Source organism: Marinomonas rhizomae, assembly GCF_024397855.1.
Classification (GTDB): domain Bacteria; phylum Pseudomonadota; class Gammaproteobacteria; order Pseudomonadales; family Marinomonadaceae; genus Marinomonas; species Marinomonas rhizomae_A.
In genome coordinates this window covers 3,194,628-3,217,848 of record NZ_CP073343.1, presented here as the reverse complement: position 1 = coordinate 3,217,848, position 23,221 = coordinate 3,194,628, and the positions used below count along the sequence as shown (strand labels likewise).

The 23,221-nt window shown below is 41.8% G+C and carries 25 protein-coding genes; 20 read left to right on the top strand and 5 right to left on the bottom strand.

What is annotated here, in order from left to right:
- The 3 genes from KDW99_RS15180 to KDW99_RS15170 are packed head-to-tail and all read left to right on the top strand — an operon-like array spanning window position 1 to window position 2,743.
- Window positions 1-789 carry an ABC transporter permease gene (locus KDW99_RS15180; protein WP_255825866.1) on the top strand — a complete coding sequence of 263 codons (789 nt, stop codon included), beginning with the start codon at window positions 1-3 and terminating at the stop codon, window positions 787-789.
- A gap of 44 nt (window positions 790-833) precedes the next feature.
- A complete protein-coding gene (locus KDW99_RS15175; RefSeq protein WP_255825864.1) occupies window positions 834-1,925 on the top strand; it encodes an ABC transporter ATP-binding protein in 1,092 nt (363 codons plus the stop codon).
- Complete coding sequence (locus KDW99_RS15170) at window positions 1,919-2,743, top strand: phosphodiesterase (RefSeq protein ID WP_255825862.1); 825 nt, start codon at window positions 1,919-1,921, stop codon at window positions 2,741-2,743. Before KDW99_RS15175 ends, KDW99_RS15170 begins: the two co-directional genes overlap by 7 nt.
- Before the next feature lie 4 nt (window positions 2,744-2,747).
- Here the strand turns inward: KDW99_RS15170 and zntR are convergent, their stop codons facing one another.
- Entirely contained in the window at window positions 2,748-3,182 is a 435-nt protein-coding gene (gene zntR, locus KDW99_RS15165; protein ID WP_114410324.1) for a Zn(2+)-responsive transcriptional regulator, read from the bottom strand.
- Window positions 3,183-3,363: 181 nt separating this feature from the next.
- Here zntR and KDW99_RS15160 point away from each other — a divergent pair, with 181 nt between their 5' ends.
- The 5 genes from KDW99_RS15160 (at window position 3,364) to KDW99_RS15140 (ending at window position 6,924) form a co-directional block, all read left to right on the top strand.
- Entirely contained in the window at window positions 3,364-4,128 is a 765-nt protein-coding gene (locus tag KDW99_RS15160) for an undecaprenyl-diphosphate phosphatase (RefSeq protein ID WP_255825859.1), read from the top strand.
- Window positions 4,129-4,275: 147 nt separating this feature from the next.
- Window positions 4,276-5,370 carry an amidohydrolase family protein gene (locus KDW99_RS15155; RefSeq protein ID WP_255825858.1) on the top strand — a complete coding sequence of 365 codons (1,095 nt, stop codon included), beginning with the start codon at window positions 4,276-4,278 and terminating at the stop codon, window positions 5,368-5,370.
- A 120-nt stretch (window positions 5,371-5,490) separates the two neighbouring features.
- Complete coding sequence (gene trhA / locus KDW99_RS15150; RefSeq protein ID WP_255825856.1) at window positions 5,491-6,150, top strand: PAQR family membrane homeostasis protein TrhA; 660 nt, start codon at window positions 5,491-5,493, stop codon at window positions 6,148-6,150.
- A gap of 115 nt (window positions 6,151-6,265) precedes the next feature.
- Window positions 6,266-6,556, top strand: a complete 291-nt coding sequence (locus KDW99_RS15145; RefSeq protein ID WP_255825855.1) for a YkgJ family cysteine cluster protein — start codon at window positions 6,266-6,268, stop codon at window positions 6,554-6,556.
- A gap of 29 nt (window positions 6,557-6,585) precedes the next feature.
- Entirely contained in the window at window positions 6,586-6,924 is a 339-nt protein-coding gene (locus KDW99_RS15140; RefSeq protein WP_255825854.1) for a thioredoxin family protein, read from the top strand.
- Window positions 6,925-6,945: 21 nt separating this feature from the next.
- On the opposite strand, the gene KDW99_RS15135 is transcribed toward KDW99_RS15140, so the two are convergent.
- On the bottom strand, window positions 6,946-7,215 hold the full coding sequence (locus KDW99_RS15135; protein WP_255825853.1) for a hypothetical protein: 270 nt from the start codon (window positions 7,213-7,215) through the stop codon (window positions 6,946-6,948).
- Between the two features lie 121 nt (window positions 7,216-7,336).
- Here KDW99_RS15135 and KDW99_RS15130 point away from each other — a divergent pair, with 121 nt between their 5' ends.
- The gene (locus tag KDW99_RS15130; RefSeq protein WP_255825852.1) at window positions 7,337-8,266 is read left to right on the top strand and encodes an N-acetylmuramoyl-L-alanine amidase-like domain-containing protein; all 930 of its coding nucleotides are present in this window, start codon (window positions 7,337-7,339) and stop codon (window positions 8,264-8,266) included.
- Window positions 8,267-8,274: 8 nt separating this feature from the next.
- On the opposite strand, the gene KDW99_RS15125 is transcribed toward KDW99_RS15130, so the two are convergent.
- Entirely contained in the window at window positions 8,275-8,682 is a 408-nt protein-coding gene (locus KDW99_RS15125) for a DUF2721 domain-containing protein (protein WP_255825851.1), read from the bottom strand.
- Window positions 8,683-8,877: 195 nt separating this feature from the next.
- Here KDW99_RS15125 and KDW99_RS15120 point away from each other — a divergent pair, with 195 nt between their 5' ends.
- The 11 genes from KDW99_RS15120 (at window position 8,878) to KDW99_RS15070 (ending at window position 21,451) form a co-directional block, all read left to right on the top strand.
- A complete protein-coding gene (locus tag KDW99_RS15120) occupies window positions 8,878-10,155 on the top strand; it encodes a hemolysin family protein (RefSeq protein ID WP_255825850.1) in 1,278 nt (425 codons plus the stop codon).
- A gap of 22 nt (window positions 10,156-10,177) precedes the next feature.
- Window positions 10,178-10,726, top strand: a complete 549-nt coding sequence (locus KDW99_RS15115) for a glutathione S-transferase N-terminal domain-containing protein (protein ID WP_255825849.1) — start codon at window positions 10,178-10,180, stop codon at window positions 10,724-10,726.
- A 255-nt stretch (window positions 10,727-10,981) separates the two neighbouring features.
- A complete protein-coding gene (locus KDW99_RS15110; protein WP_255825848.1) occupies window positions 10,982-11,122 on the top strand; it encodes a hypothetical protein in 141 nt (46 codons plus the stop codon).
- A 442-nt stretch (window positions 11,123-11,564) separates the two neighbouring features.
- Complete coding sequence (locus tag KDW99_RS15105; RefSeq protein ID WP_255825847.1) at window positions 11,565-11,870, top strand: hypothetical protein; 306 nt, start codon at window positions 11,565-11,567, stop codon at window positions 11,868-11,870.
- Window positions 11,871-11,887: 17 nt separating this feature from the next.
- Complete coding sequence (locus KDW99_RS15100; RefSeq protein WP_255825845.1) at window positions 11,888-12,265, top strand: hypothetical protein; 378 nt, start codon at window positions 11,888-11,890, stop codon at window positions 12,263-12,265.
- Between the two features lie 3 nt (window positions 12,266-12,268).
- Window positions 12,269-12,679: a hypothetical protein gene (locus KDW99_RS15095; RefSeq protein ID WP_255825844.1), complete on the top strand. Its 411-nt coding sequence runs from the start codon at window positions 12,269-12,271 to the stop codon at window positions 12,677-12,679.
- 171 nt (window positions 12,680-12,850) lie between these two features.
- Window positions 12,851-14,434: an ABC-F family ATPase gene (locus KDW99_RS15090; RefSeq protein ID WP_255825843.1), complete on the top strand. Its 1,584-nt coding sequence runs from the start codon at window positions 12,851-12,853 to the stop codon at window positions 14,432-14,434.
- A gap of 104 nt (window positions 14,435-14,538) precedes the next feature.
- The gene (locus tag KDW99_RS15085; protein WP_255825842.1) at window positions 14,539-14,916 is read left to right on the top strand and encodes an MmcQ/YjbR family DNA-binding protein; all 378 of its coding nucleotides are present in this window, start codon (window positions 14,539-14,541) and stop codon (window positions 14,914-14,916) included.
- Window positions 14,917-15,175: 259 nt separating this feature from the next.
- A complete protein-coding gene (locus KDW99_RS15080; RefSeq protein ID WP_255825841.1) occupies window positions 15,176-17,077 on the top strand; it encodes a PhoX family protein in 1,902 nt (633 codons plus the stop codon).
- 332 nt (window positions 17,078-17,409) lie between these two features.
- On the top strand, window positions 17,410-19,827 hold the full coding sequence (locus tag KDW99_RS15075) for a putative bifunctional diguanylate cyclase/phosphodiesterase (RefSeq protein ID WP_255825839.1): 2,418 nt from the start codon (window positions 17,410-17,412) through the stop codon (window positions 19,825-19,827).
- Between the two features lie 55 nt (window positions 19,828-19,882).
- Entirely contained in the window at window positions 19,883-21,451 is a 1,569-nt protein-coding gene (locus KDW99_RS15070) for an FMN-binding glutamate synthase family protein (RefSeq protein ID WP_255825838.1), read from the top strand.
- 93 nt (window positions 21,452-21,544) lie between these two features.
- Here KDW99_RS15070 and KDW99_RS15065 read toward each other — a convergent pair whose 3' ends face one another.
- Both KDW99_RS15065 and cheD read right to left on the bottom strand, forming a co-directional pair.
- Window positions 21,545-22,582: a protein-glutamate methylesterase/protein-glutamine glutaminase gene (locus KDW99_RS15065; RefSeq protein WP_255825837.1), complete on the bottom strand. Its 1,038-nt coding sequence runs from the start codon at window positions 22,580-22,582 to the stop codon at window positions 21,545-21,547.
- A gap of 17 nt (window positions 22,583-22,599) precedes the next feature.
- Window positions 22,600-23,220, bottom strand: coding sequence for a chemoreceptor glutamine deamidase CheD (gene cheD / locus KDW99_RS15060; RefSeq protein ID WP_255825835.1), 621 nt, complete (start codon window positions 23,218-23,220; stop codon window positions 22,600-22,602).
- Between the last annotated feature and the right edge of the window lies 1 nt (window position 23,221).

Here is a 23,221-nt window from a genome sequence, read left to right as displayed (position 1 = left end):
ATGAAAAAGGGGATGTATTTTTATTTGCAGCTGGCTTTCACTTTGCTCGTTTGTGCTTTTTTGATTGTGCCGATTTTCATGTCGATCACAGCGGGGCTGACTAATAACTATTTTGTTGGCGTTAAGAGCGGTCTGACTCTTCGCTGGGTTGAGCAGGTTTGGAGAATGTATGCCGATACTATTTGGCTGACCATGGGGATTGCCCTAGTGACGACTTTGGTGAATCTTTGTATTGGTGTGCCTTGTGCTTACTATTTAGCTCGAACACGCAGCAAATTATCGGCGTTTTTGGATGAATGTCTGACGCTGCCCATTGCTATACCAGGTATGGCAATTGCGCTCGGCTTAATTTCTGTTTATGGCGGTATTAGTGAGTTTCGTATGAGTTGGTTATTTATCTTGGTTGGGCACGTGATTTTTACTTTGCCATTCATGGTGAAGTCGGTGTTGGCGGTATTGCAAAGTATTAACTTTAGAGTGTTAGAGGAAGGAGCCGCCAGTTTGGGAGCGAGTTTTTGGCAACGCTTTTTTCATGTCATCGTGCCTAATTGCAAAACGGGTATTGTCAGTGGTGTCTTGATGACTCTGACCTTGTCTGCAGGGGAATTTAACCTGACGTGGATGTTGCATACACCGTTAACCAAAACCTTGCCAGTGGGGTTAGCGGATTCTTATGCCTCAATGCGGTTGGAGGTGAGTTCGGCTTATACCTTGATTTTCCTTGGGATGATTTTGCCTTTATTAATCGCGGCACAGTGGCTGAACCGAAAACCGAAGCGTACGGCATAGAGCGGATATAAACGCATCTACGAATAAACAAGATGAGTAACATAATGAAAAATACAGCAACAAGTGTGGCGATTACTTTAAAGCAGGTACAGAAAACTTTTTCAGACGGGACATTGGCTTTAAAGCCTTTAGACCTGCACATTGAGAAAGGCGAAATTTTAGTTTTACTGGGACCTTCTGGTTGTGGCAAAACCACAACGTTGCGCCTTATCGCTGGTTTGGAGTTTTGCGATCAAGGCGGGCAAATTTTGTTTGGTGAAAGAAACGTCACCAACATTGCCATCGAACAACGCCGCGTTGGTATGGTGTTTCAATCCTATGCCTTGTTTCCCAATATGAATGTGAGTGAGAACATCGCGTATGGATTGCGAGTACGTGGCGAGAGCAAAGAGTTAAAACAGAAAAAAGTCCAGGAAATGCTTGAGTTATTTGATCTTGAGTCTTATGCCCACCGTGGCATTGATCAGTTGTCTGGTGGGCAGCGTCAGCGAGTCGCTTTGGCGCGTGCCATTATCACAGAGCCAGAAGTACTCTTGCTTGATGAGCCTTTGTCTGCCTTAGATGCCTTGTTGAAAAAGCGCTTGCGAACGGACATCAATGCGTTGTTGAAACGTTTAGGTATCACCGCGGTTTATGTGACTCACGATCAAGAAGAGGCGATGGCGATGGGAGATCGAATTGCCATTTTGGATCGCGGTGAAATTGCGCAAATTGGGACCGCTGAAGAGGTTTATTTATCGCCAAATAGTGAGTTTGTTGCAAACTTTATTGGTCAAATGAATCATTTTGATGGCTTATTGAATGGTCAAGCTCTGTCTTTTAGCTCTAATTTTATTCCGTTGCCTGAAGCATTATTTTCTAGCTGCAAAGAAGGTGACCGACTCCGATGTATGGCTCGTCCTGAGGATATGCGCTTAACGACGTTTGAGGACGCCACGCTAAAAGGCGCCGTGTCACAGAGTGTATTTTTAGGAGACAGAACGCGAGTTTTGCTCAGCGTAGAAGGTGTTAAAGAATTGGTACATGTGGATTGCTTTGAGCGAAAACGCTACAGCATGGGGGATCGAGTTGGTTTAGTCGTACCTCCTTCATGTCTTGTGTTATTGCCCAATTCTGGATCGGAGGAAGTATGCTAATTGCCCAGTTAACAGATTTGCACATCAAAAAGGATGGAAAAATTGCGTATCAAAAAGTGGATACTCTACAGTGCTTAAAAAATGCTGTTAACCATATTAATGAGTTATTACCTCAGCCAGATTGGGTGGTGATAACCGGTGACTTAGGTGACTTTGGTATACCTGAAGAGTACGAGGTCTTGGTGCCAGAGCTAAAGAAGCTTAAGGCGCCGGTTAAGGTTATTCCTGGGAATCATGATCATAGAGATCATCTTAGAGTGGCTTTTGATGGATTTGCGAGTTTTGATCACCCTGAGTATTGCCATTTTTCCCAACAAGTTGATGGCTACCATCTAATTGGTTTGGATTCCTCTGTCTTGGGTAAGCCTTATGGGAAGCTAACGCCAGAATCGTTAGTCTGGTTGGACTCTCAACTTAATGAGCAAAGCGCCTTACCGACATTGATTTTTCTCCATCATCCGCCGATGAAGGTGGGAATTGATCATATGGATGTACAAAAACTTCTTAACGATGAAGATCTATGGCAAGTGCTTCAGCAGCATAAACAAGTCAAAGGTTTGGTAGCAGGGCATTTACACCGTGCTATTTATGCAACATGGAATGGGCTGCCAGTTTGGGTTGGGCCATCTCACAGTCATGCAGTGACCTTGGATTTAAACCCTAATGCACCTTCTAGATTTTCCCTTGAACCGCCAGCGATTCAGTTGTTTAAACTTGAGTTAGATAGTCTGGTGAGTCATATCAGTTACATTGAGTCCGGAGAAAAGTCAGCGGGCCCGTTTCCCTTTTTCGATCAGAATAACAAGCTGATTGATTGAATATCTAATCATGATGATGTTCATGACGGACATCATCTGTATTGGATTCTAGCGCTTCGAGTATGGTGCAATGCTCGGCGCTTTCTTCACCGCCACAGCAGGCATCGGATAGGCGTTTGAGTGAGGTTTGAAAACGAGTGAGTTCTGCAAGTTTCCTTTCGACAGCTGAGAGTTTGGTATCGACAAGCTCTTTAACATCAGCACAGGCGTTGTCGGCTTTATTAACTTCAATTGAAAGTAATTCACGAATTTCTGCCAGAGTGAATCCAACGTTCTTTGCGCGTAGGATGAATTGCAGAATGTCTTTGTCTTTTTCAGTGTAAAGACGATAGCCAGACTCAGATCGACTTGATGGGCTGAGTAGAGCGTTTTTTTCGTAAAAGCGTAATGTGTCATTGTTGATGTCACAGGCTTTTGCTAGTTCCCCTATGCGATACATTTCTTGCTCCTGTTTATTTCCTTTCAGTATAAACCTTAGATCTAGGTCCTAGGTCAAGATTCTCGTTAAGCATTTTTTATTTTTCTTTCACCTAAAATGTTTTACATTGCCGGCGCAAATGATTATGCATTTGATTTCATTGAATGGTCCAGTCGTCGTAAGTAGTGGAAGGTAGGTTGTAGTGGATGTATTTCATAGTGTCATTCTTGGACTGGTTGAGGGAGCGACAGAGTTCTTACCTATCTCTTCAACAGGCCATTTGATTGTTGTTAGTCAATGGTTGGGAATGGAGCAATCAGAAGGCAATAAAGCGTTTGAGGTGATTATTCAGCTGGCGGCTATTTTGGCGGTTGTGGCGAATTATAAAGAGCGTTTTTCTGTGAAGTATTTCCGTTTATGGTGCCAGGTATTCGTGGCCTTCTTACCGGTTGCTATAGTGGGCTTTTTATTTCGGCATCAAATAAAAGCGATGTTTTCCGTGTCTGTCGTAGCGACCATGTTTATTGTCGGAGGTGGAATTTTTTTACTGACAGAGAGGTATATAAAGCATAAGTCTCCGAGAGTGAATAGCTTGGATGATCTGGATTTTAAGCAGTCTCAGTGGGTCGGTATTGCCCAGATTTTTGCGCTTATTCCCGGTACCAGCCGTGCAGGTTCAACGATTGTGGGGGCCTTGCTTGCGGGATTAAGCAGAAAAGCCAGTGCGGAGTTTTCCTTCTTATTGGCGTTACCTGTGATGATGGCTGCTTCGGGTTATGATCTTCTTTCCAATTATAAAGAGTTCTCGGGGGAGCTGTGGGTACCTTTGGCAATTGGGTTTGTAGTGGCTTTTCTAAGTGCTTTTATTGTTATGAAGCTGTTTATGGTGTTTTTGGAAAAATTTACCTTTGTGGCATTTGGCTGGTATCGCATTTTATTTGGCGTTCTTTTATTGGCTTTTGCGTGATAATTTCATTTATCTATGACTTATAGCTTAAGACGATTTTCCTAGTGTTGTGATTTACAGTGATATAGTGGTTTACACATCGGAAGGGATGTTTTGTAATGTTCCTTTCTGTTTACCTTTTCAATGTGATTCAGTGGGATGTTTGTCATGCGTCGTTGTTTTCCTTTCGCCATTTTGGCTTCCTTGTTAGCGGGTGGCTGTGCTTCTTCTGATAACACTCCTGTAAATCGTTCATTAGATTCTTTTAGAGGTTCTTCAGCTTGTTACGATCGAGAAACCGAGCCTTATACTCCAGTTGTGGACACGCATTTGCATTACCGACCATTTGACGGGCGGGCGATTCCTTTTAATGAGGTAAATGAGTATTTGTCTCGTACTACGGTGCGTTTTGCTAATGTTTATGGCATTGGGCAAATGTTGCCAGCTAATTCTTCTTGTTCTAATTATCTAAAATGCCCTGGCACACCTGTTTCACCGACGACGCGAAATGATTTTGTTAATGCTGCGAACATGGTGGAGTACAAGCCCGATGACCTTCATCTTACTCTGTCGATGACGTTCACGGATTTATCGAACCCAGAACCAACTGTTGCGTTAATGGAGCTGTATGAAAAGGAATACCCTGGTTTGTTCCATTGGATGGGGGAGGTCAATTTAGTTAAGCAAGCTCAATTTAATAATCGTCATAAACCAGCGACATCAAAAGACATCACAAAGTGGGCGGGCTTTATGGCGGAGTTAAGAGCCAGAGATTACCCAATTACGATTCATTCAGACATTGGTAACGATGCAACGCCGACTTTGTATTTACCCTTGATGGAGAAAGCGTTAACACTCTATCCAGATAATAAAATTGTTTGGGCGCATATGGGGATTTCTTATGAGCAAAAATCGTTGGACGCTGCAACGCACATTGCTATTTTGTCGCGTTTGTTAGATCAATATCCGAACTTGATGTTGGATATTTCGTGGCGTGTTCTCGAAGATTACTATTTTAGTAAGTTCGGAAATCGGAGCAAATACGTTGCTTTTATTAATCAATATTCTGAGCGTATTTTGCCTGGGTCTGACTTTGTCGCCTTTCGGAATAATAGTTTTAAGGTGTATCAATCTGAATTGGAAGCGACTAGCCGAATTCTGCAATATATTGATGATGACGCCTTTCGCAACATTGCCTTGGGTGAGAATTATTTCAAATTATTAAACCTCGATTATCAGGCTCCACAAATATGCAGCAAGTAATAACATTTGATAGGTTCTTGCAGCTTGCATAGTTTATTCTTTGTCTTTCGTTGTTAAATTTCTCTACTTGTTCCATGCTTTTAGATGTGTATTTATTCGTACATTTAGGAGTATCTGAGTATGGGAAGGTTTATTTCAACATCGTCTAATCGTGGGCAGTCATTAGGTGAAGAAGTGGCAAATAGTATCAGCCACGGCTTGGGGCTGGTGGCTGCAATTGTTGGTACTCCATTCCTTATTCTTAGTGCTATAGACTATGCAGACGTGAGTTTTGTCGTAGGGGTCAGTATTTTCTCTGGTACCATGATTCTATTGTATTTAGCCTCGACGCTTTACCATGCTATGCCAAAAGGTAAGGCGAAATACGTTTTTCGGGTGATTGATCACTCGGCAGTGTATTTGTTGATTGCTGGGACTTATACGCCTTTTATGTTGGGAGTGTTAGAAGGTGTGTGGGGCTGGTCTTTGCTTGCTGCTGTTTGGACGTTAGCACTTATTGGGGTAGGGCTTAAGGCGTTTGGTAAAGCTTCCCATCCTGCTATTTCCACCACGCTTTATGTTGTTTTGGGCTGGCTGATTCTTATCGTTATTAAACCACTTGTTTCATTGATGGAGCCAAATGGTCTGTTATTACTCGTGTTGGGCGGTGTGTTGTACACGCTTGGTGTGGTGTTCTTTGTGATTGATTCGCGCTTGCGTTATGGGCATTTGGTTTGGCATTTGTTTGTTGTTGGTGGGACCGTTTGTCACTACTTTTCAATTTTTTATTATGGGGCTTAAGTCGGTAGGTCGCATGCAAAAAAATATCTTCCAAACTATATCAAGTGTATATTGCCTACTCTGGCGTTGAGTCTTGATCAATGCAAAATTCTTTTCTAGGTAATGCTAATAGTTTATGACCATCCCTCTAAATAATGTCTCTGAAGTTGATGTGACTTGTTCAAACTGCCAAGCCTGTTGCTGCCGGATGGAGGTCATGATCATCAGTGATACTGGTGTGCCTGATAAACATATTTCGGTGGATGAGTGGGGTGGGGAAACCATGTTGAGATTAGACGATGGTTGGTGCTCTGCCGTTGATAGAGAGACCTATCTTTGCACTATTTATGAAAACCGTCCGTGGATTTGTCGTGAGTTCGAAATGGGATCCGATGAGTGTAAGGAAGAGTTTAATGTTATCAGGTAGAGGTGAATCATAGTCGCAGGGGGAGTTTTGTGAACGCAACGCAATTTGGGTTTAATCCAGAATACGCAGAAGAAGCGCCAACGCTTGATGAGATTAATAGTCTAAAAGGTGTGGCCGTTTTGGAGTTCGGGGCGCCTTGGTGCGGTCATTGTCAGGCTTCTCATGATTCCGTGAAAGAAACCATGCAATCATACCCAGATATGGCTCATATCAAGGTATTTGACGGTAAAGGAAAACGTTTGGGGCGCCAGTTTGGCGTTAAATTATGGCCGACCTTAATCGTTCTGAAAGATGGTCAAGAGGAGAGTCGTATTGTGCGTTTTAAAACCTCTGACGCCGTTCGTGAATTATTAGACATGGCGATTTAAGACGTGAAGGAAGTAGATTGCTTAAACGGTTATATCGATGAGGCGACCAATGGTTTTATCGGATGAATCGATGACTTTGGCATTGGCTTGCGCTTCTAGGACGCTGCTCTTTGCTTCGATCAATCCATCCTGAATTGGTGAACCGTAAAGTCCAGCATCCTTGGTGGCAGTTGGTTGGTTTAAGGTTTGAGTCGATGCATCCGCTACTTTTTGGCTTGCTTGGTCTAGCTTATCTTGACTACGCTGTAGGCCTTGTTGACCATAGATAAATGACGAGTTATTGATTTGCATAGTCGTACCTTTATTCCACATTATTTGATGAGTCTAACACAATAGGGCGTACGTTTTTTAGACAATGATTGTTTTTTTATGTTTTAAATTGAAAGTAGTTTGAACGGAGCTGGTAGGGCGTATGAACATGGTTATCCAAAAAGTCGTTACTGCTATTACGCTTATTCTTTTTTTGTCGCCTGCAATGGCACTGAACTCACTTGATACTGCGAACAAAGTACTTTTTTACCAAACTATAGATGATAGCTCTGCTTTGCCTGATGCAGAAAAAATAGACGCTTTAAGTCGTACTTTGCTTGGTTCTATCTATGTGGGCGGTAGTGTTGGAGAAGGTGAGCAGGGTAAATATGACAAAGACCCGCTGACCCGTTTTGATGTGTTTGATTGTACTACCTATGTTGAAACTGTGTTGGCTGGCGCTATTTCTAGTACGTCTGATGAGTTTCAGTCAAACTTACAAAGTATTCGCTATCGAAACTCGAACGTTGATTTTGTTTCTCGTAATCATTTTCCGAGTGTTGATTGGTTTCGCAACAACCAAGATAAGCTAATGGACATCACGCCGGATGTTGGCCATGGCCAAGCGCGGGTTGCGAAGGCGATGATAGATAAGTCTGCGTGGTATAAGTATCTTACTGGTGATGTGCTGCAATGTGATGCCGATTCTTCTAGCGAATGTCTAACTTTGTTGAATCAGTTACATGAAGAAGGCCGTATTTATTCCGCAGAGCCTGCTTATATCCCTTATGTACCATTAACGGCGCTGTTTGGTGGTAACACAAATGAGGTTAATCAGGCACTTTTAGATCGTATCCCTTCTGGCAGTGTGATCAGTATGGTACGGCCTAATTGGGATATAAAGAAATACATTGGTACGAATATGAATGTCTCGCACCAAGGTCTGGCTATTCGTAAAAACGGTACCTTATTTCTTCGACATGCTAGTTTGACGAACAAAAAAGTAATGGATGAAAATTTCGCAGATTACTTCTCTCATTACTCTAAAACCTCTTCTTTAAAAGGCTTTAATGTTCAAGTATTAAGACGCTAGCGGTGTGATTATTTTTTGCGACTGCTCTTTTTAAAGTTAGTACTGAAATGCTGAAGATGTAGCTCCAATGCATCGCAAGAAATTGTGATCTCGCGTACGGATAAATACAAAGAGTACATTAGGCAGATTAGGCTCGCCCCGAAAATGTAACTGCCTATTTGTTGATACTCAAGGTAGATCGCCATCATGGATAATACACACAGAAAAAAGCTAATCACCCCAGCTTCTTGCATGCGTCTTATTAAATAAATACGTTTACGTAAGTTGGCAATTTGTTCTGTTGTATTTGCGTCTTCGAGTTTTGGATCAAAGTTACGAATAATCGATGCCAATGTAACAAAGCGGTTCGTATAAGCCAAAAGCAATAAAGAAACGGCGGGGAACAACATTGCGGGAGTCGTTAGAGTGATAATCATGCTGGGTCCTGCTGATCAATAAATAAAGACAGTGTTTTACGCTGTTTAGATACCTTATATTACGCCTTCAATGTGTTTTTTTGAACTGCGTTTACCCCTTCTGAAAGTATAAAAAATAAGCATTGTATCGTAGCAACTTCCTTCTATAATGCGGCCTATATTGACGTTCTGCCTTTCGGTATAAAGAGAGAAAAAATGAGTGATGTGTTTAGTATCGGCCTGCTGATTATTGCTGGTGCCTTATTTGCTATGGCTGAAATTGGCATGGCGGCGGCTAGGAAGATTAAGCTGCGAGTCTTAGCGGATGAAGGTAGCGTTAAAGCGCAAGCTGTGCTTGCCTTGCAACAAAAACCAGGCGCTTTTTTTGCCATGATTCAAATTGCGCTGAACGCTATTGCTATCTTAGGTGGTATTGTTGGTGAACAGGCTCTGACGCCTTATATTAAGCAGCTTGTTAGTTTGCTTTATGCTGGGCCTTTATTGGATCAAGTCAGCTTTGTTGTTTCCTTTCTGTGTCTGACGTCACTTTTTATCCTATTTGCCGATCTATTACCTAAGCGCTTGGCGATGATTATGCCAGAAGCCGTGGCAATTCGAATGGTCACGCCTATGCTCTGGGTGACCTTTATCTTAACACCAGTGGTTTTTCTGTTTAACGGTTTTACTAACTTGGTTTTACGTTTATTTAATGTGCCTATTGAGCGCCAAGAAGTTGTTACTACAGAAGACATTGTTGCCATGATGGATGCTGGCGCAGAAGACGGCAGTTTGCAGAGCCAAGAATATCAATTGATTGGCAATGTATTCGAATTAGAAACTCGAAACATTTCCAGTGCCATGACGCCACGAGATCAGATTATCTATTTTGATATCGATGACAGTAGTGAAGAGATCAGCCAAAAAATTATTGATCATCCACATAATGACTTTTTAGTTTGTAATGGCAGTTTGGATAAAATCGAAGGCATTATTGATTCGAAAGAAATACTACGCTTGGTACTTAAAGGTGAGTCAGCACAAATCAAACCTGAAAAAGTGGATAAAGAGGTTTTTTATCTACCAGAAACCTTGACGCTTTCCGAGGCGCTTAATGCATTTCGAGTAGCGCCACAAGCTTTTGCTGTCATCGTGAATGAATACGCAACGATTGTTGGTATTGTAACGGTGAAAGACTTATTAGGTGGCTTTATGGGCGGATTATTAACGCCTCATGATGAAGAGCAAATAGTACAACGTGATGCGAACTCTTGGTTGATTGAAGGGTTAACGCCGATCAATGATGTGATGCGCAGTTTGAATATAGAAGAGTTCCCTGATCGTACTCAATATGAAACGCTTGGTGGTTTTATTACTTACAGCTTAAAGCGTTTGCCAAAGCGTACGGACTTTTATGTCTATGACAGCTATAAGTTTGAAGTATTAGATTTGGAAGGCGTCAGAGTTGAACAGCTGTTAGTGACTAAATTAAAGTAGCAACGTAAATGGGATGGACGGTATGAAATTAGTTGTGGGGACATTATCGACTTGGTCACTACGGGCGCATCTTTGTAGTCAGATTGCAGGTATCAAACTAGATCTTATCCCAATTAATTTGGAAGCTAAGGGCTATAAAGCTGAAGTGTTAAAATACTCGCCGACTGGATTGGTGCCAGTATTGCTGGTGGATGATGGTGTTGTACATGATTCTTTGGCGATTACGGAATATCTTAATGAATGCTCCAATGGCGCACTTTACCCTAAGAATCAGTCTGAAAGGGCACAAGCAAGAAGCCTTTGCATGGAAATGCATTCAGGCTTTATGAATCTGCGTGGTCAATGCGGGTTTACCTTTGATCCAGTGGCTCCATTGGATAATTTATCGGACGCGCTGAAAAAAGAGATTGAGCGTATTGAAACGATTTTTGCCCAAGCAAAAGGACCTTTTATGTTTGATCAAGCGGGCGCAGTAGATGCCTTCTACGCGATTCTTGCCTTCCGTCTAAAAGCGTATGGAGTGTCTTTGGATGGTAAAGCGGGCGAGTATCAGCAGAGCTTATTAGGCTGACCTTTGTTTAATAACATTATGACACTTTCTCGATCATGGTCTTAATAAAGAGCAAGCTCCTTCAAGTATTCTTATTGTGCTGCTTTTAGTGCATGAAAGTGTTTTTATGTGCCATATAAGAAGGCTATGTCAAGAAACTAAAGGATAATTCGACTAATGGGGAAAGAGACTTTCTTTAGGGGATGTTGACGTATACTTGCGGTTTTCGGTGCTAACATGATATTTCCAAAATCATGAAAGATAAGGAAAACCAAGATGGCCCGTTTAATTAAAAAGTTAATGAAGGTGCAGGTATTTAATCGTCACATTGAAGCACTTGCTGATATTGAGACAGGAAGTGATTCGGATATGGATGAGTGGAAAGGCTGGGATGCTTGGGTAGATGTTAAAAAATAAAGTTTTTTTCTAGTTCTTGTGTTTAAAAACATACGATGCGTAACCAACACAGAGGGGTCGTTATGAGTCGATTCTAAAAAGGGTAAAAAATATACATCATAGTATTTTTTTACCCTTTTTTATTTATGCATCTGGTGACCTGTTCGAAAATATTTTCGATTTACGCCGTCTTGTTTTTTTACCCTATATTTCATATTTAAAGATCAATTATAAAAAAAGGAAAGAAGGTGTGTTTTGTTGAGTGCATTTGACCATCATAAATTAACCAAGTAGTGTAAATAGTGAATGGTAAGGCGATTATTTATAAGCGTTTATTATTTTGTACTAAAAAATGTTACTTACCTTTTTGTAATACCCACTAAGTCTTAAAGGCTTAGTTCGTTTTTTTGTCGCTAGATTGGCGTTGAAAAGTTGATTTTAATTCTGAAAAGGAGAATCAAGAATGGCTACAACAACTAAAAGCACGACCCAAGCAAAAGCACATGAAAAAGTTGATAGCGCTGCAGAAACGGCCCATAAAGGTGTCGATAGCGCAGCCGAGCTGAAAGAGCAGAGCCAAGAACGTATTGAAGAAGTGGCTCATCAAATCAGCGAACAAGCACATAAAATTGCAGATACTGCTAAAGCCCAATCCGAAAAAGTGTCTACAGCAGTTGGTGAATATGCAAAAGAAAACCCAGTTAAAACTATCGGTATTGCATTTTTAGCTGGTGCATTAGCGGCTAGTTTCCTTTGTAAGCGTAAATAAGCTTAGGAAGTACAAAGATGGAAACACCACCGCACTCTGATTCACAGCAAGAACAATCTAGCTTTGATGATGTTATTACGTCACACAAAAGTTGGCTGAAGAGTGTATTAGGGCTTGGAGCGTTGGAGGCGAAGCTGTGGGTTGCATCCAGTGCCCAGCTCCTTGCCTTAATGTGCGGTGTCATTTTTTTATTGCTAACCACTTGGTTATTAATCATTGCTTCCATTGCTGCATTGGCGTGGAGCTATGGTTTTTCCCTTGTTGCCATACTTGTGACGGCGACCTTAGTTACCTTTCTAAGCTCTTTTGTGCTGCTCTATCTAGTAAAGCGTACCTTGAAGAGCATGAACTTCGCTCGTACATTGGACGCTGTTATCCCAACTGATGAGGATTAGCCGATGTTTGGTATAAAACGAATGCATCAGCAACGAGAGCGCCTTTTCCTTCGAACGCAGTTACTAGAGAAGCGTGCCAAAGCATCTCGTGATAAAGCAATAGATAAGGCCCTTGAAAAAGCGACCAGTCCGGAAGGTTTAATAGCGAGCTTTGTTTTAGGTGCAACGACTCAGCTGGATATTACTCGAAAAGCTAGAAAAAATTTGTTGAATGGCGCGAGCCGAGATGTTTTGAGCTTTTTGATCTCTCAAGTGAGTGCTTACATGACTGCCGAATCCCCAAAGCAGGAAGATTCAGCGGAGGCAGAAGATGCCCCAAAAACGTCAGATTCAACTGAGAATATACCTGACAGCGGTGTTATAAAAACCGATCAGGATATAGAAGAGGTATTTCCAGAAAAGAGAAAAGTATAGCGATCTTGTCTTCTTTAACGCTTTCTTAAACTAGTTTGGTAAAAAACCACCTAATTCCTCGACTTTATCCCCATAAATCACTATATTCGCCCACCTTTATGTTTATATTTTGTACGCTGACTAAGTGGCAAATTTAAACGGCTTTCTATTTTCTTTTTTCAGGACTTTCTTTTGATCTCCACGGCTAATATCACTATGCAGTTTGGCGCAACGCCATTGTTTGAAAACATCTCAGCGAAATTTGGCAGCGGTAATCGTTATGGCCTAATTGGCGCCAACGGGTGTGGCAAGTCTACTTTTATGAAAATTTTGAGTGGGGCGCTGACACCAACGTCTGGTAACGTTTCTATTACTCCTGGTGAAAAAGTCGGTACCCTAAGTCAGGATCAGTTTGCTTTCGAAGAATACTCGGTTGTTGATGCTGTTATCATGGGCGATGTGGCGTTGTGGAAAGTAAAACAAGAGCGTGATGCTATTTACTCTAAGCCAGAAATGAGCGAAGAAGATGGTATGCGAGCTGGTGAGTTAGAAGCAGAATTCGCCGAGATGGATGGCTATAGTGCTGAAAGCCGCGCAGGCGACATTTTGTTGGAAGCGGGCATCGAAGAAGAATTTCATTTTGGTCTAATGAGCCAAGTGGCGCCGGGTTGGAAGCTTCGAGTCTTGTTAGCGCAAGCCTTGTTTGCTAATCCTGATATTTTGCTGTTGGACGAACCTACCAACAACTTGGATATCCATACTATTAACTGGTTGGCTGGCGTACTGAATCAGCGCAAGTGCACCATGATCATTATTTCCCATGACCGCCACTTTTTGAACTCTGTGTGTACTCACATGGCGGACATTGATTTTGGTGAGTTGCGTATTTACCCAGGTAACTATGAATACTTCATGGAAGCCTCGTCTTTGATTCGCGAGCAATTATTAACTGAAAACGCGAAGAAAAGTGCGGAAATGGACGATCTTCAAGCGTTCGTTAACCGTTTCTCAGCCAACGCATCTAAGGCAAAACAAGCCAGTTCTCGTGCGAAAAAACTAGAAAAAATTGAACTGTCAGAAGTGAAACAGTCTAGCCGTATGACGCCTTCGCTGACTTTTAAGCAAGATAAAAAACTTCATCGTCATGCTTTGATCTTAGAAGATTTAGGTCATGGTTATGATGAACTGCTATTTTCTGGCGGAAATATGATTTTAGAAGCTGGCTCCCGTTTGGCGATTATCGGTGAAAACGGTGCTGGTAAAACGACGTTCTTACGATGCTTAATGAGCGAGTTAGAAGCCAAGCAAGGTGAGATTAAATGGGCTGAAAACGCCGTTATTGGTTATTGCCCGCAAGACAGTACAGAAGACTTTGATTGCGATTTAACCTTGTTTGATTGGATGTCGAAATGGCGTACGGTAAAACATGATGATTTAAAAGTTCGTGCAATGTTGGGTCGTTTGTTGTTTACCGCGGATGACTTCAATAAAAAAGTACGAGTTTGTTCTGGTGGTGAGAAGAACCGCTTGCTGTTTGGTAAGTTGATGATGATGGATCTAAATGTCTTAGTGATGGATGAGCCAACTAACCACATGGACATGGAAGCCATTGAGGCTTTAAATAATGCGTTACTCGACTTTGATGGTACCCTGATTTTTGTTAGTCACGACAGGGCGTTTGTATCATCGTTGGCGAATCGAGTGATCGAAATTAAAGGCCAAAAGGTTATTGATTTTCAAGGCACTTACGACGAGTACCTTGCTCATCAGGGCTAACCTCACTTAAGTATAGTTTCTATTTAAAGCCGTTTACTGGATGTCAGTGAGCGGCTTTTTTGTTTTATACTGATGACTGTTTTGAACCTTGAAAGGGCGCGATTTTGGACTCAACAACACTTAAAAAATATCTGCTTTCTAAGCCCGAGGCTGAAGAGTATTACCCATTTGATGATTATACGGCCGTGTTTAAAGTGCAAGGGAAGATGTTTGCCTTGTTGATTAAAAAACAAGGGCAGCCATTGCTAAACTTAAAGTGCAATCCAGACCATGCTATTGAACTGCGCGATATATTTAAAGAAATTTTTCCTGCTTACCATATGAATAAACGGCATTGGAATTCCATTATTCTGGATGGCGACTTACCAAATGGAGAAATTGAAAGGTTGATCGATCATTCTTATGGTTTGGTGGTAAAAGGTTTAAAGAAATCCATACGAGAAGGTTTGGAAGTTCGTTATGGTGAAGACGTTTATAAGTAAAAATAATATTGTTTAACCCCATATCACCTTCACCAATTCTGCGTTATAGCCTGTCGATTTATTATTAATGTCTTCTTGCTGTCATTTCTATGTAATGTTTTGTCCGTAAATTCATTGTCAGCTTCCTTTTGCAGGGGGAAGCAACTTATTTGAAAAATAGATGATAAAACCAGTAGCCAAGGATCGAAAAACCAAGGGGAGAACCCCTAATGTTCGACAGCCTAGGCGACTAATATTTAATAAATAATAGGGCAGTGTTATGAATATTAAGAGCAACAGCAAGCTAGGTTTTGACGAATTAGATGAGCTGGTTCGCCCAGCGCCTGAAGTGGTAGAGTTTGAAGAAGTCGCCAATAAAATGGTTTCTCGCCGTGGCTTTTTAGGTGGTGGTGCGGCAGTGGGTGCTGGTGCTTTCGTAATGGGCTCAACGGCCCTATCAGCAGGTAAAGCCTTGGCAGCCGGAACGCCAGAGTCGCGTCTGGCTTTTAGCATGGTAAAAGCCAATACATTGGATACTATTACTGTTCCTGAAGGTTATAAATGGGAAGTGCTGGCTTCTTGGGGTGATCCATTATTCAGCAATGCCCCAGCTTTTAATGGGTCAACTGGTGGAACTGGTGCGTCCCAAGAGTTAGCGTTTGGCGATCATAACGATGGCATGGCGTTCTTCTCTAAAGATGGCAAACAGATTATGGCCATCAACAATGAATACACAAATGGCGATACCCTTCATGCTAATCGTAATGATGGTATGCCAGCAAATGCTGATGACGTGCGTAAAAATAAAGCTGCTCATGGTGTATCTATTATTGAAGTAGATCAACGTGGTGGTAAATGGGGGATCGTTCAGGACTCTCCTTATAATCGTCGTATTACGGCGGATACGGAAATGGATATTACAGGTCCAGCGCGCGGCCACAAATGGATGCAAACATCTGAAGACCCTAAAGGTTTAGTCGCAAAAGGTACTTGGAACAACTGTGGTAATGGACAAACGCCATGGGGTACATATTTGACTTGTGAAGAAAACTTTAATGGTTATTTCACGGTAAATGACAAAAACTACACGATGCCTGAAGCGTTCAAACGCTATGGTTTAAGCACAGAAGGTCGTTACAACTGGGCGATGGCGGATGATCGTTTTGACCTAGTTAAAGAGCCAAATGAGCCAAATCGCTTTGGCTATATTGTTGAAATTGATCCACTGGACCCAACATCTCGTCCTAAAAAACGTACCGCTCTAGGTCGTTTTAAACACGAGAATGCAGAGTTAACTATCGCGCCGAATGGCCATGTTGTTGTCTACCTTGGTGATGATGAGCGTGGTGAATTTCTATATCGTTTTGTCTCGAAACATAAATATTTAGCGGGTGGCAACAATCGCGACCTACTGGAAGAAGGCACTCTTTACGTTGCCAAATTCCACGATAATAATCGCGGTGAGTGGGTTGCATTAACACCAAAAACCACAGGAATGACAGAAGCAGAGATTTCAATTCATACTCGTATGGCGGCATCAAAAGTGGGTGCCACTACCATGGACCGTCCGGAGTGGGTTGCCGCTCATCCTCATAAAGCAGAAGTTTATTGCTCGCTTACGAACAATAAAAACCGTGGCGTTAAGCCAAATGCTGGTGGTGATGCAACGCCTGCTGGTGGCCCGAATCCTCGTGTAAAAAACAACTTTGGTCAAATCGTACGTTGGATGCCAATGGATTCTGATCATACTCACAACGAATTCAAGTGGGACTTGTTTGTACTGGCGGGTAACCCTGCTGTGTACGCTGATGCCAACGCGGGATCAAAAAATATTAACCAAGACAATATGTTTAACTCTCCAGATGGCCTGAAATTCGACTCGAAAGGCTTGTTATGGATTCAAACAGACGGTAATTATTCCAATGAAAAAGGTTTCCAAGGCCAAGGGAATAATCAGATGTTGGTTGGTGATCCTGAAACAGGTGAGATTCGTCGCTTCCTAGTTGGACCAAAAGAGTCTGAAATTACAGGTGCGGCTTGGAATGCTGAGCGTACGACTATGTTTATAAGTGTTCAGCACCCAGGAGAAGGTGGAAACTCTCATTGGCCTGATGGTGGTCAATCTGTACCTCGCTCAAGTGTTATTGCTATATCACGTGAAGACGGTGCTGTTATTGGTTAAGTTTTTGCTTTGTCGGTAATTTTTCACGCTTTAAAAGCCAGTATGATAAATATACTGGCTTTTTTGTCTGTATTTAGGGGAGTGATTGCTCTTTAGTGTTTCATGTTCTTGAACTTATGACCTATATCATAGGAAGCATAAATTATTTTTATATCGCCTTGTTTCACATTGAATAAAATGTCAGTCTTACTGACGTGCACAATTGATGCAAATAGTTAGATTTTTTTGTCTGGTAGGTAAAATGTTGTTTCCAGTCTCTTTTGTGATTTTTATCAGTATGGATGCTGTGAAGATAATGCGGCAGCAAGATATAAAAATTTAAGTGAGTAAGAATGGGTGTCGTATTTTCTAAATCATTGTTTACTAAGCAAGCTATTTTAACCTTAGCGCTTGCCGTTGTTTTAAGTTTAGTTAGTAGCGGTATTCAATTCGTTGATGGCGTTAGATCTCAAAAAGCAGAGATAAATAAAGATTTCGAAGTATTACTGGCTGCTTTTGAAAAACCATTGTCTGAAGCGGTTTTTCGATTAGATACAGCCTTTGCACAACGACAAATCGATAGTTTGCTTGTTAACCCTGCCATTGCTCACGTAGAAGTTCGTGATGAATCGGGTGAGCTCTTTGTAGAAGCAACGGCAGCCCAGCGTGATTTTTCAGTATCAGATACATTAGCCAACTATTTTTTATCAGACCTTCATGATTACAGCACAGAACTTCGTATGGAAAGGCCAATTTTTTTGGCTGGTCATGTATTTATATTGCCTGAAAAACGATACCTTCTTGATAAAATCTTCAAAGAACATCTTTCTAGCCTGATCTATAATTTGTTCAAAGATGTATTGCTCGCATCATTAATCTCCCTTGTATTTTATTTTTTAGTTACCCATCCATTAATGCGTCTAAGCGAGTCTTTGTCGACGGTTGGCGATAAAAAAGAATTGCCTTTGCCTCGATCATTTTATCGGCATCATAAGTCGGATGAATTGGGGCATTTACATTCTACTTTTGCTGTTTTATGGAAGCGTTTAAGTACTGCATTGAGCGATTTAGAGCGCAGTGATAGCCATACAAAGGCAATGATAGAGCACGCTGCGGATGGGATTTTGTTGTTGGATGAAAACAACAAAATTACTTTGGTAAACGCGGCCGCAGAATATATGTTGAAGATGAAAGGTGAGGAGCTTCGATCGAAATCGCTCGATGTGTTGCACTTGCCATCATCCTGGTCAAACTTTGCAACTATTTTGGATTCGCTTGAAGTAAACTCATCTTCTACTGTTGAAACAATGTACCGTGTAAAAGGGATTGAATTACCTGTTGAGATACGTTTAGCCAAGTACAAAGTATTAGACAAAATAGAAACCTTGTTACTGATTCGTGATGTTTCTGAGCGCAAAGAAACAGAAGCACGAATTCATCATCTAGCCTATTTCGACTCAGTCACTAACTTACCTAATCGACAATATTTGGCTGATAAACTTCATGACGCTCTAAAATGTAAGCTGCAGGACTCTAATACAACTTACTCAGCTGTTGTCTTTATGGATCTCGATAGATTTAAAACCATCAATGATTCTTTAGGTCATAATGTAGGCGATCAATTATTGTGCTGTGTAGCGTCACAACTGTCTTCATTGAGCGAAGAGAATATCGTGTTCGCAAGAATGGGCGGCGATGAGTTTGCTTTTTTATTAACGCACATCGGCGATGATAAAGAGAAAGTTGAAAAGGCCATCAAGGGTTTTGTTGAAAGTGTTATGTATGCCTGCCAGCAGGTTAAAAAAGCAGGTCGTCATGAAGTTCACATTACCGCCAGTTTAGGCGCTACTATTTTCGATGGTAACGAAGGCTCAGCGGAAGTGATTTTAAAACAGGCAGATACGGCTTTGTATCGCGCAAAGGAATCTGGCCGAAATACTTTTGCGCTGTATAGACCAGAAATGCAGGCCGTTTCCGATGCTCGCCTTGATATGGAAAAAGCACTTCACCATGCGACAGAATTTAAACTGTTTGAGTTGTATTACCAGCCACAAACGAATGATAAAAATGAATTGATTGGTGCGGAAGCTCTGATTCGGTGGAAAGATGATAAAAAGGGCTTTATTTCTCCTGCTGAGTTTATCCCTGTTGCCGAAGAGATTGGTCTCATAGTTGAAATCGGCCACTGGGTTTTAAATGAAGCGTTATCTCAGGTAGCGTCGTGGTTGAAAGAGGGGAAATGGCAGCTTTCTTGGCGCATGTCCATTAATGTTAGTCCTATCCAGTTCCAACAAGCTGGTTTTCTGCCTATGTTGAAAGCCCAGTTAGAAAAACATGATGTTCCTGCCCACTGTGTTGATCTTGAAATCACAGAGAATATGCTGCTGAATGATCTTTCGTCTTGCTTGGAAAAAATGAACGCCATAAAAGCATTGGGTGTACACCTTTCCATTGATGACTTTGGAACCGGTTATTCTTCTCTTAAATATTTAAAATCTTTGCCGATAGATAGATTGAAAATAGATCAATCGTTTGTTCGAGATTTATTGACAGATAAAAGTGATGAAGCGATTGTTCATGCTGTTATTGCGATGGCGAAAGCGCTTAACATCAGTGTTCTTGCTGAAGGAGTAGAGACTTTACTTCATTATGATCGATTACGTGAAATAGACTGCTTTTATTACCAAGGCTACTATTTTGGACATCCTCTGCCACCAAACGAATTTATTGCTGCATTTGTTCACGATTCATCCACGCCTAAATTCTCTTAATAGCGTAATATTGAAGCTCAATTTACATATCACCATTTCAAGCTAAGGGTTAAGTATGGATTTTTTGTCTTCATTGGCGACATTGACCATTCATTGGGGCGCGCTACTGTTTGTATTTTTACTGTTTTTAGCCCTTATATCTGTGGTGGTTATGTATTGGGTTGATTCCCATCAAACTACTCATACCATTAGGCGAAATTACCCGGTCGTTGGGCGATTCCGTTATATCTTTGAGCATCTGGGGGAGTTCTTCCGTCAGTATTTTTTTGCAATGGATCGTGAAGAGCGTCCGTTTGATCGTGCTGAGCGTTCATGGGCTTATCGAGCAGCTAAAAAAGTAGATACCACAATAGCTTTTGGCTCGACGCGCTCTTTGGAAACACCGGGTGATATTTTCTTTTTAAACTGTGCTTTCCCAACACTAGATGAAGACGCGGCGCAGCCGAAAGAAGTATGTATCGGTGAATACACCGCGAAGAAACCTTATCGAACTCGATCTGTTGTGAATATTTCTGGAATGAGCTTTGGTGCTTTGTCCAAACCTGCGGTACAAGCTTTATCAAAGGGAGCGCGCAAAGCGGGCATTTGGATGAATACCGGAGAGGGTGGGTTATCACCTTATCATCTTGAAGGTGGTTGTGATCTAGTTTTCCAAATTGGTACTGCGAAATATGGCGTGCGAAATTTAGAAGGGCATCTAGACGATACAAAGCTGACCAGTTTGGCAGAGCATGAAAATGTTCGTATGTTTGAGATTAAAATGAGCCAAGGGGCCAAGCCTGGTAAAGGCGGTATGCTGCCTGGAGCAAAAGTGACCGAGGAAATTGCTCATACTCGTGGGATAGCAGTGGGCCAAGATTCGATAAGCCCAAACGGCCATACCGATATTAAATCCATCGATGATTTATTGAATATGGTTCGTCATGTCCGTCAAGTTACCTCTAAGCCAGTCGGCTTTAAAATGGTGGTTGGGGATTTGAAATTCTTTGAGACGTTATGCGAATTAATACATAAAAAGGGCATCGATTACTGCCCTGACTTTATCACTATTGATAGCTCTGATGGTGGAACGGGCGCGGCACCTCAGCCATTAATGGATTATGTTGGCATGCATTTGCGTGAAAGTTTGCCGACCGTAGTGAATATCGTGACTTCTTATGGTTTGCGTCGCTATATTAAAATCATCGCGTCAGGAAAGTTAATTGTTCCTGGAAAGGCGGCTTGGGCCTTGAGTGCAGGCGCCGATTTTGTTGTCACTGCTCGTGGGTTCTTGTTTTCATTGGGTTGTATTCAAGCGCTACAGTGCAATAAAAATACCTGCCCAACAGGGATTACGACTCATAACCCAGAGTTACAGAAAGGCTTAGTGGCAGCAGAAAAATCTGAGCGAGTTGCTAACTATGCAGCAGAACTGTTGCATGGCATCGGCATGATTGCGCATTCTTGTGGGGTAAAAGAGCCAAGAGAGCTTAACCGTTCACATGTCCGTATTATAGAAAATCAAAGTAGATCTGTGTTGTTCTCGGATGTTAACCCAATGCCCAATGTGCGATCTGAATTCATCAATATGACCGCACTTCAAGAAAAATCTGCATCTGTTGCTGCAGAGGATAGGTTACAGTAAGTTATTTCTTGCTTTGATTTTAATAAAGTTGAGAGGCTGCTTTAGAAGTGTCATCTCAGCTTTTTAAGCTTGTTTGTATAGTGCTAGAAACCGTTAGAGTAGTTTTTCGATGAATGTTTCTTTTATGTTGTTTAATGGTGTTACAACACAGGCTGCATCCATTTCTACCGCGACTCTTGGCATCCCGTATACAACACATGAAGACTGATCCTGAACGACAGTAAAACCGCCGGCATTTTTTATTCTTTTTAGTCCTCGCGCACCATCTTTACCCATCCCTGTTAATAAGGTTGCAAACGCATGGCGGCCAATTTCATCTGCTACCGATTTGAATAACACGTCGACGGAAGGACGATGACCGGATACCTTTTCTGCCCTAAATACGTCTGTGTAGAGTTGATCGTTTGATCGTACGACTTTCATATGAAAATCGCCAGGGGCAAGGTAGGCAACGCCTGGGCGAACCAGTTCTCCTCCTTGTGCTTCTACAACGGTGAAGTCTGTCGTTCTATCTAATCGACTGGCAAAGGTAGAAGTAAAGCCTGCTGGCATATGTTGGACAATCAGCAGTGCAAAATTAGCACTAGGAAGTTTGCTGAGCAGGTAATTGATTGCTTCGGTTCCTCCGGTAGAGGCACCTATAGCTAATACTCTGTTTGCTGTAAGTGGCTCAGCTCTAGCGGGTTCTGTATTTGTTGATTGGTGATTGATACCTGTTGAAATGTTACATGCTGCGGCCATTCGAATTTTTTTGATAACCATTTTGCTATAACGCAGGAACATTTCTTTTTGATTTATTTGGGGTTTGGCAATGTAATCGACAGCCCCCAATTCCAATGCTTGAAGTGTGGTATCAGCATTTGCTTTGGTGAGTGTGGATATCATCACCACAGGAGTGGGTTTTACCTTCATTAACACTTCAAGAAAACGCAACCCACTTACTTTGGGCATTTCTACATCCAGAGTAATGACATCAGGGGAGAGGTCATTCACCATTTGCTTTGCTTCAAAAGCATCTTTTGCCGTGCCAACAACTTCTAGGTCAGGATCTGATTCTATAACTTCGCGGAGAACTGTTTGGATGGAAATAGAGTCATCGACAATAAGCACTTTAATTTTTTTAGGCTGCATAGTGTTCCATAAAATGATTAAAACAAATCAACATCGCCCGAGTCGTTATCTTTACCGACAGTCGATATGGCTTTTCTGTAGCGCAATTCACAGTTAGTGGCTTCAGTATCATGATGTTGAAGTAATTTCTTCATCATCACTCGACCAGTAGAAGGAAAGAAATTTACCCTCCTTGGGTAGATATCTAACAAGTCTGAAGACTCGATAGTGATACCTTCATTCTGTAAATAAGACTTAATAAACTCGACATTCTTTTGGCCAACATTTTGAGTTGTCATGCCTTTGATGACATTGCCACCTCCGAAGACTTTGGCCTTAAAATGACTTCTGCGCGCACCTAATTTAATAAGGTGGTTGATCAAGAGTTCCATTGCGTAGACACCGTAACGACCACTTGAAGATAATAGATCGTGTGGGTCTCCTCCTTCAGGTAGTAGGAAATGGTTCATCCCGCCCACCTTCGCAGTAGGATCATATAGGCACACAGAGACACATGATCCTAATAAGGTGGTAATCATAACGTCTTCGTTGGTTGCGTAGTATTCTCCCGGCAGTACCTTGTATGACATGATATCAAACGTATTGTCGAAGTGTTTTCGCGTTGAAAAATGTTCAATTACCGATTCTTTTAATGCCATA

What these genes read in the sequence shown, in the direction of transcription:
- KDW99_RS15180 (WP_255825866.1), top strand. Translation starts at nt 1, where the DNA reads ATGAAAAAGGGGATGTATTTTTATTTGCAGCTGGCTTTCACTTTGCTC.
- KDW99_RS15175 (WP_255825864.1), top strand. Translation starts at nt 834, where the DNA reads ATGAAAAATACAGCAACAAGTGTGGCGATTACTTTAAAGCAGGTACAG.
- KDW99_RS15170 (WP_255825862.1), top strand. Translation starts at nt 1,919, where the DNA reads ATGCTAATTGCCCAGTTAACAGATTTGCACATCAAAAAGGATGGAAAA.
- zntR (WP_114410324.1), bottom strand. Translation starts at nt 3,182, where the DNA reads ATGTATCGCATAGGGGAACTAGCAAAAGCCTGTGACATCAACAATGAC.
- KDW99_RS15155 (WP_255825858.1), top strand. Translation starts at nt 4,276, where the DNA reads ATGCGTCGTTGTTTTCCTTTCGCCATTTTGGCTTCCTTGTTAGCGGGT.
- trhA (WP_255825856.1), top strand. Translation starts at nt 5,491, where the DNA reads ATGGGAAGGTTTATTTCAACATCGTCTAATCGTGGGCAGTCATTAGGT.
- KDW99_RS15145 (WP_255825855.1), top strand. Translation starts at nt 6,266, where the DNA reads ATGACCATCCCTCTAAATAATGTCTCTGAAGTTGATGTGACTTGTTCA.
- KDW99_RS15135 (WP_255825853.1), bottom strand. Translation starts at nt 7,215, where the DNA reads ATGCAAATCAATAACTCGTCATTTATCTATGGTCAACAAGGCCTACAG.
- KDW99_RS15130 (WP_255825852.1), top strand. Translation starts at nt 7,337, where the DNA reads ATGAACATGGTTATCCAAAAAGTCGTTACTGCTATTACGCTTATTCTT.
- KDW99_RS15125 (WP_255825851.1), bottom strand. Translation starts at nt 8,682, where the DNA reads ATGATTATCACTCTAACGACTCCCGCAATGTTGTTCCCCGCCGTTTCT.
- KDW99_RS15120 (WP_255825850.1), top strand. Translation starts at nt 8,878, where the DNA reads ATGAGTGATGTGTTTAGTATCGGCCTGCTGATTATTGCTGGTGCCTTA.
- KDW99_RS15115 (WP_255825849.1), top strand. Translation starts at nt 10,178, where the DNA reads ATGAAATTAGTTGTGGGGACATTATCGACTTGGTCACTACGGGCGCAT.
- KDW99_RS15110 (WP_255825848.1), top strand. Translation starts at nt 10,982, where the DNA reads ATGGCCCGTTTAATTAAAAAGTTAATGAAGGTGCAGGTATTTAATCGT.
- KDW99_RS15105 (WP_255825847.1), top strand. Translation starts at nt 11,565, where the DNA reads ATGGCTACAACAACTAAAAGCACGACCCAAGCAAAAGCACATGAAAAA.
- KDW99_RS15100 (WP_255825845.1), top strand. Translation starts at nt 11,888, where the DNA reads ATGGAAACACCACCGCACTCTGATTCACAGCAAGAACAATCTAGCTTT.
- KDW99_RS15095 (WP_255825844.1), top strand. Translation starts at nt 12,269, where the DNA reads ATGTTTGGTATAAAACGAATGCATCAGCAACGAGAGCGCCTTTTCCTT.
- KDW99_RS15080 (WP_255825841.1), top strand. Translation starts at nt 15,176, where the DNA reads ATGAATATTAAGAGCAACAGCAAGCTAGGTTTTGACGAATTAGATGAG.
- KDW99_RS15075 (WP_255825839.1), top strand. Translation starts at nt 17,410, where the DNA reads ATGGGTGTCGTATTTTCTAAATCATTGTTTACTAAGCAAGCTATTTTA.
- KDW99_RS15070 (WP_255825838.1), top strand. Translation starts at nt 19,883, where the DNA reads ATGGATTTTTTGTCTTCATTGGCGACATTGACCATTCATTGGGGCGCG.
- KDW99_RS15065 (WP_255825837.1), bottom strand. Translation starts at nt 22,582, where the DNA reads ATGCAGCCTAAAAAAATTAAAGTGCTTATTGTCGATGACTCTATTTCC.
- cheD (WP_255825835.1), bottom strand. Translation starts at nt 23,220, where the DNA reads ATGGCATTAAAAGAATCGGTAATTGAACATTTTTCAACGCGAAAACAC.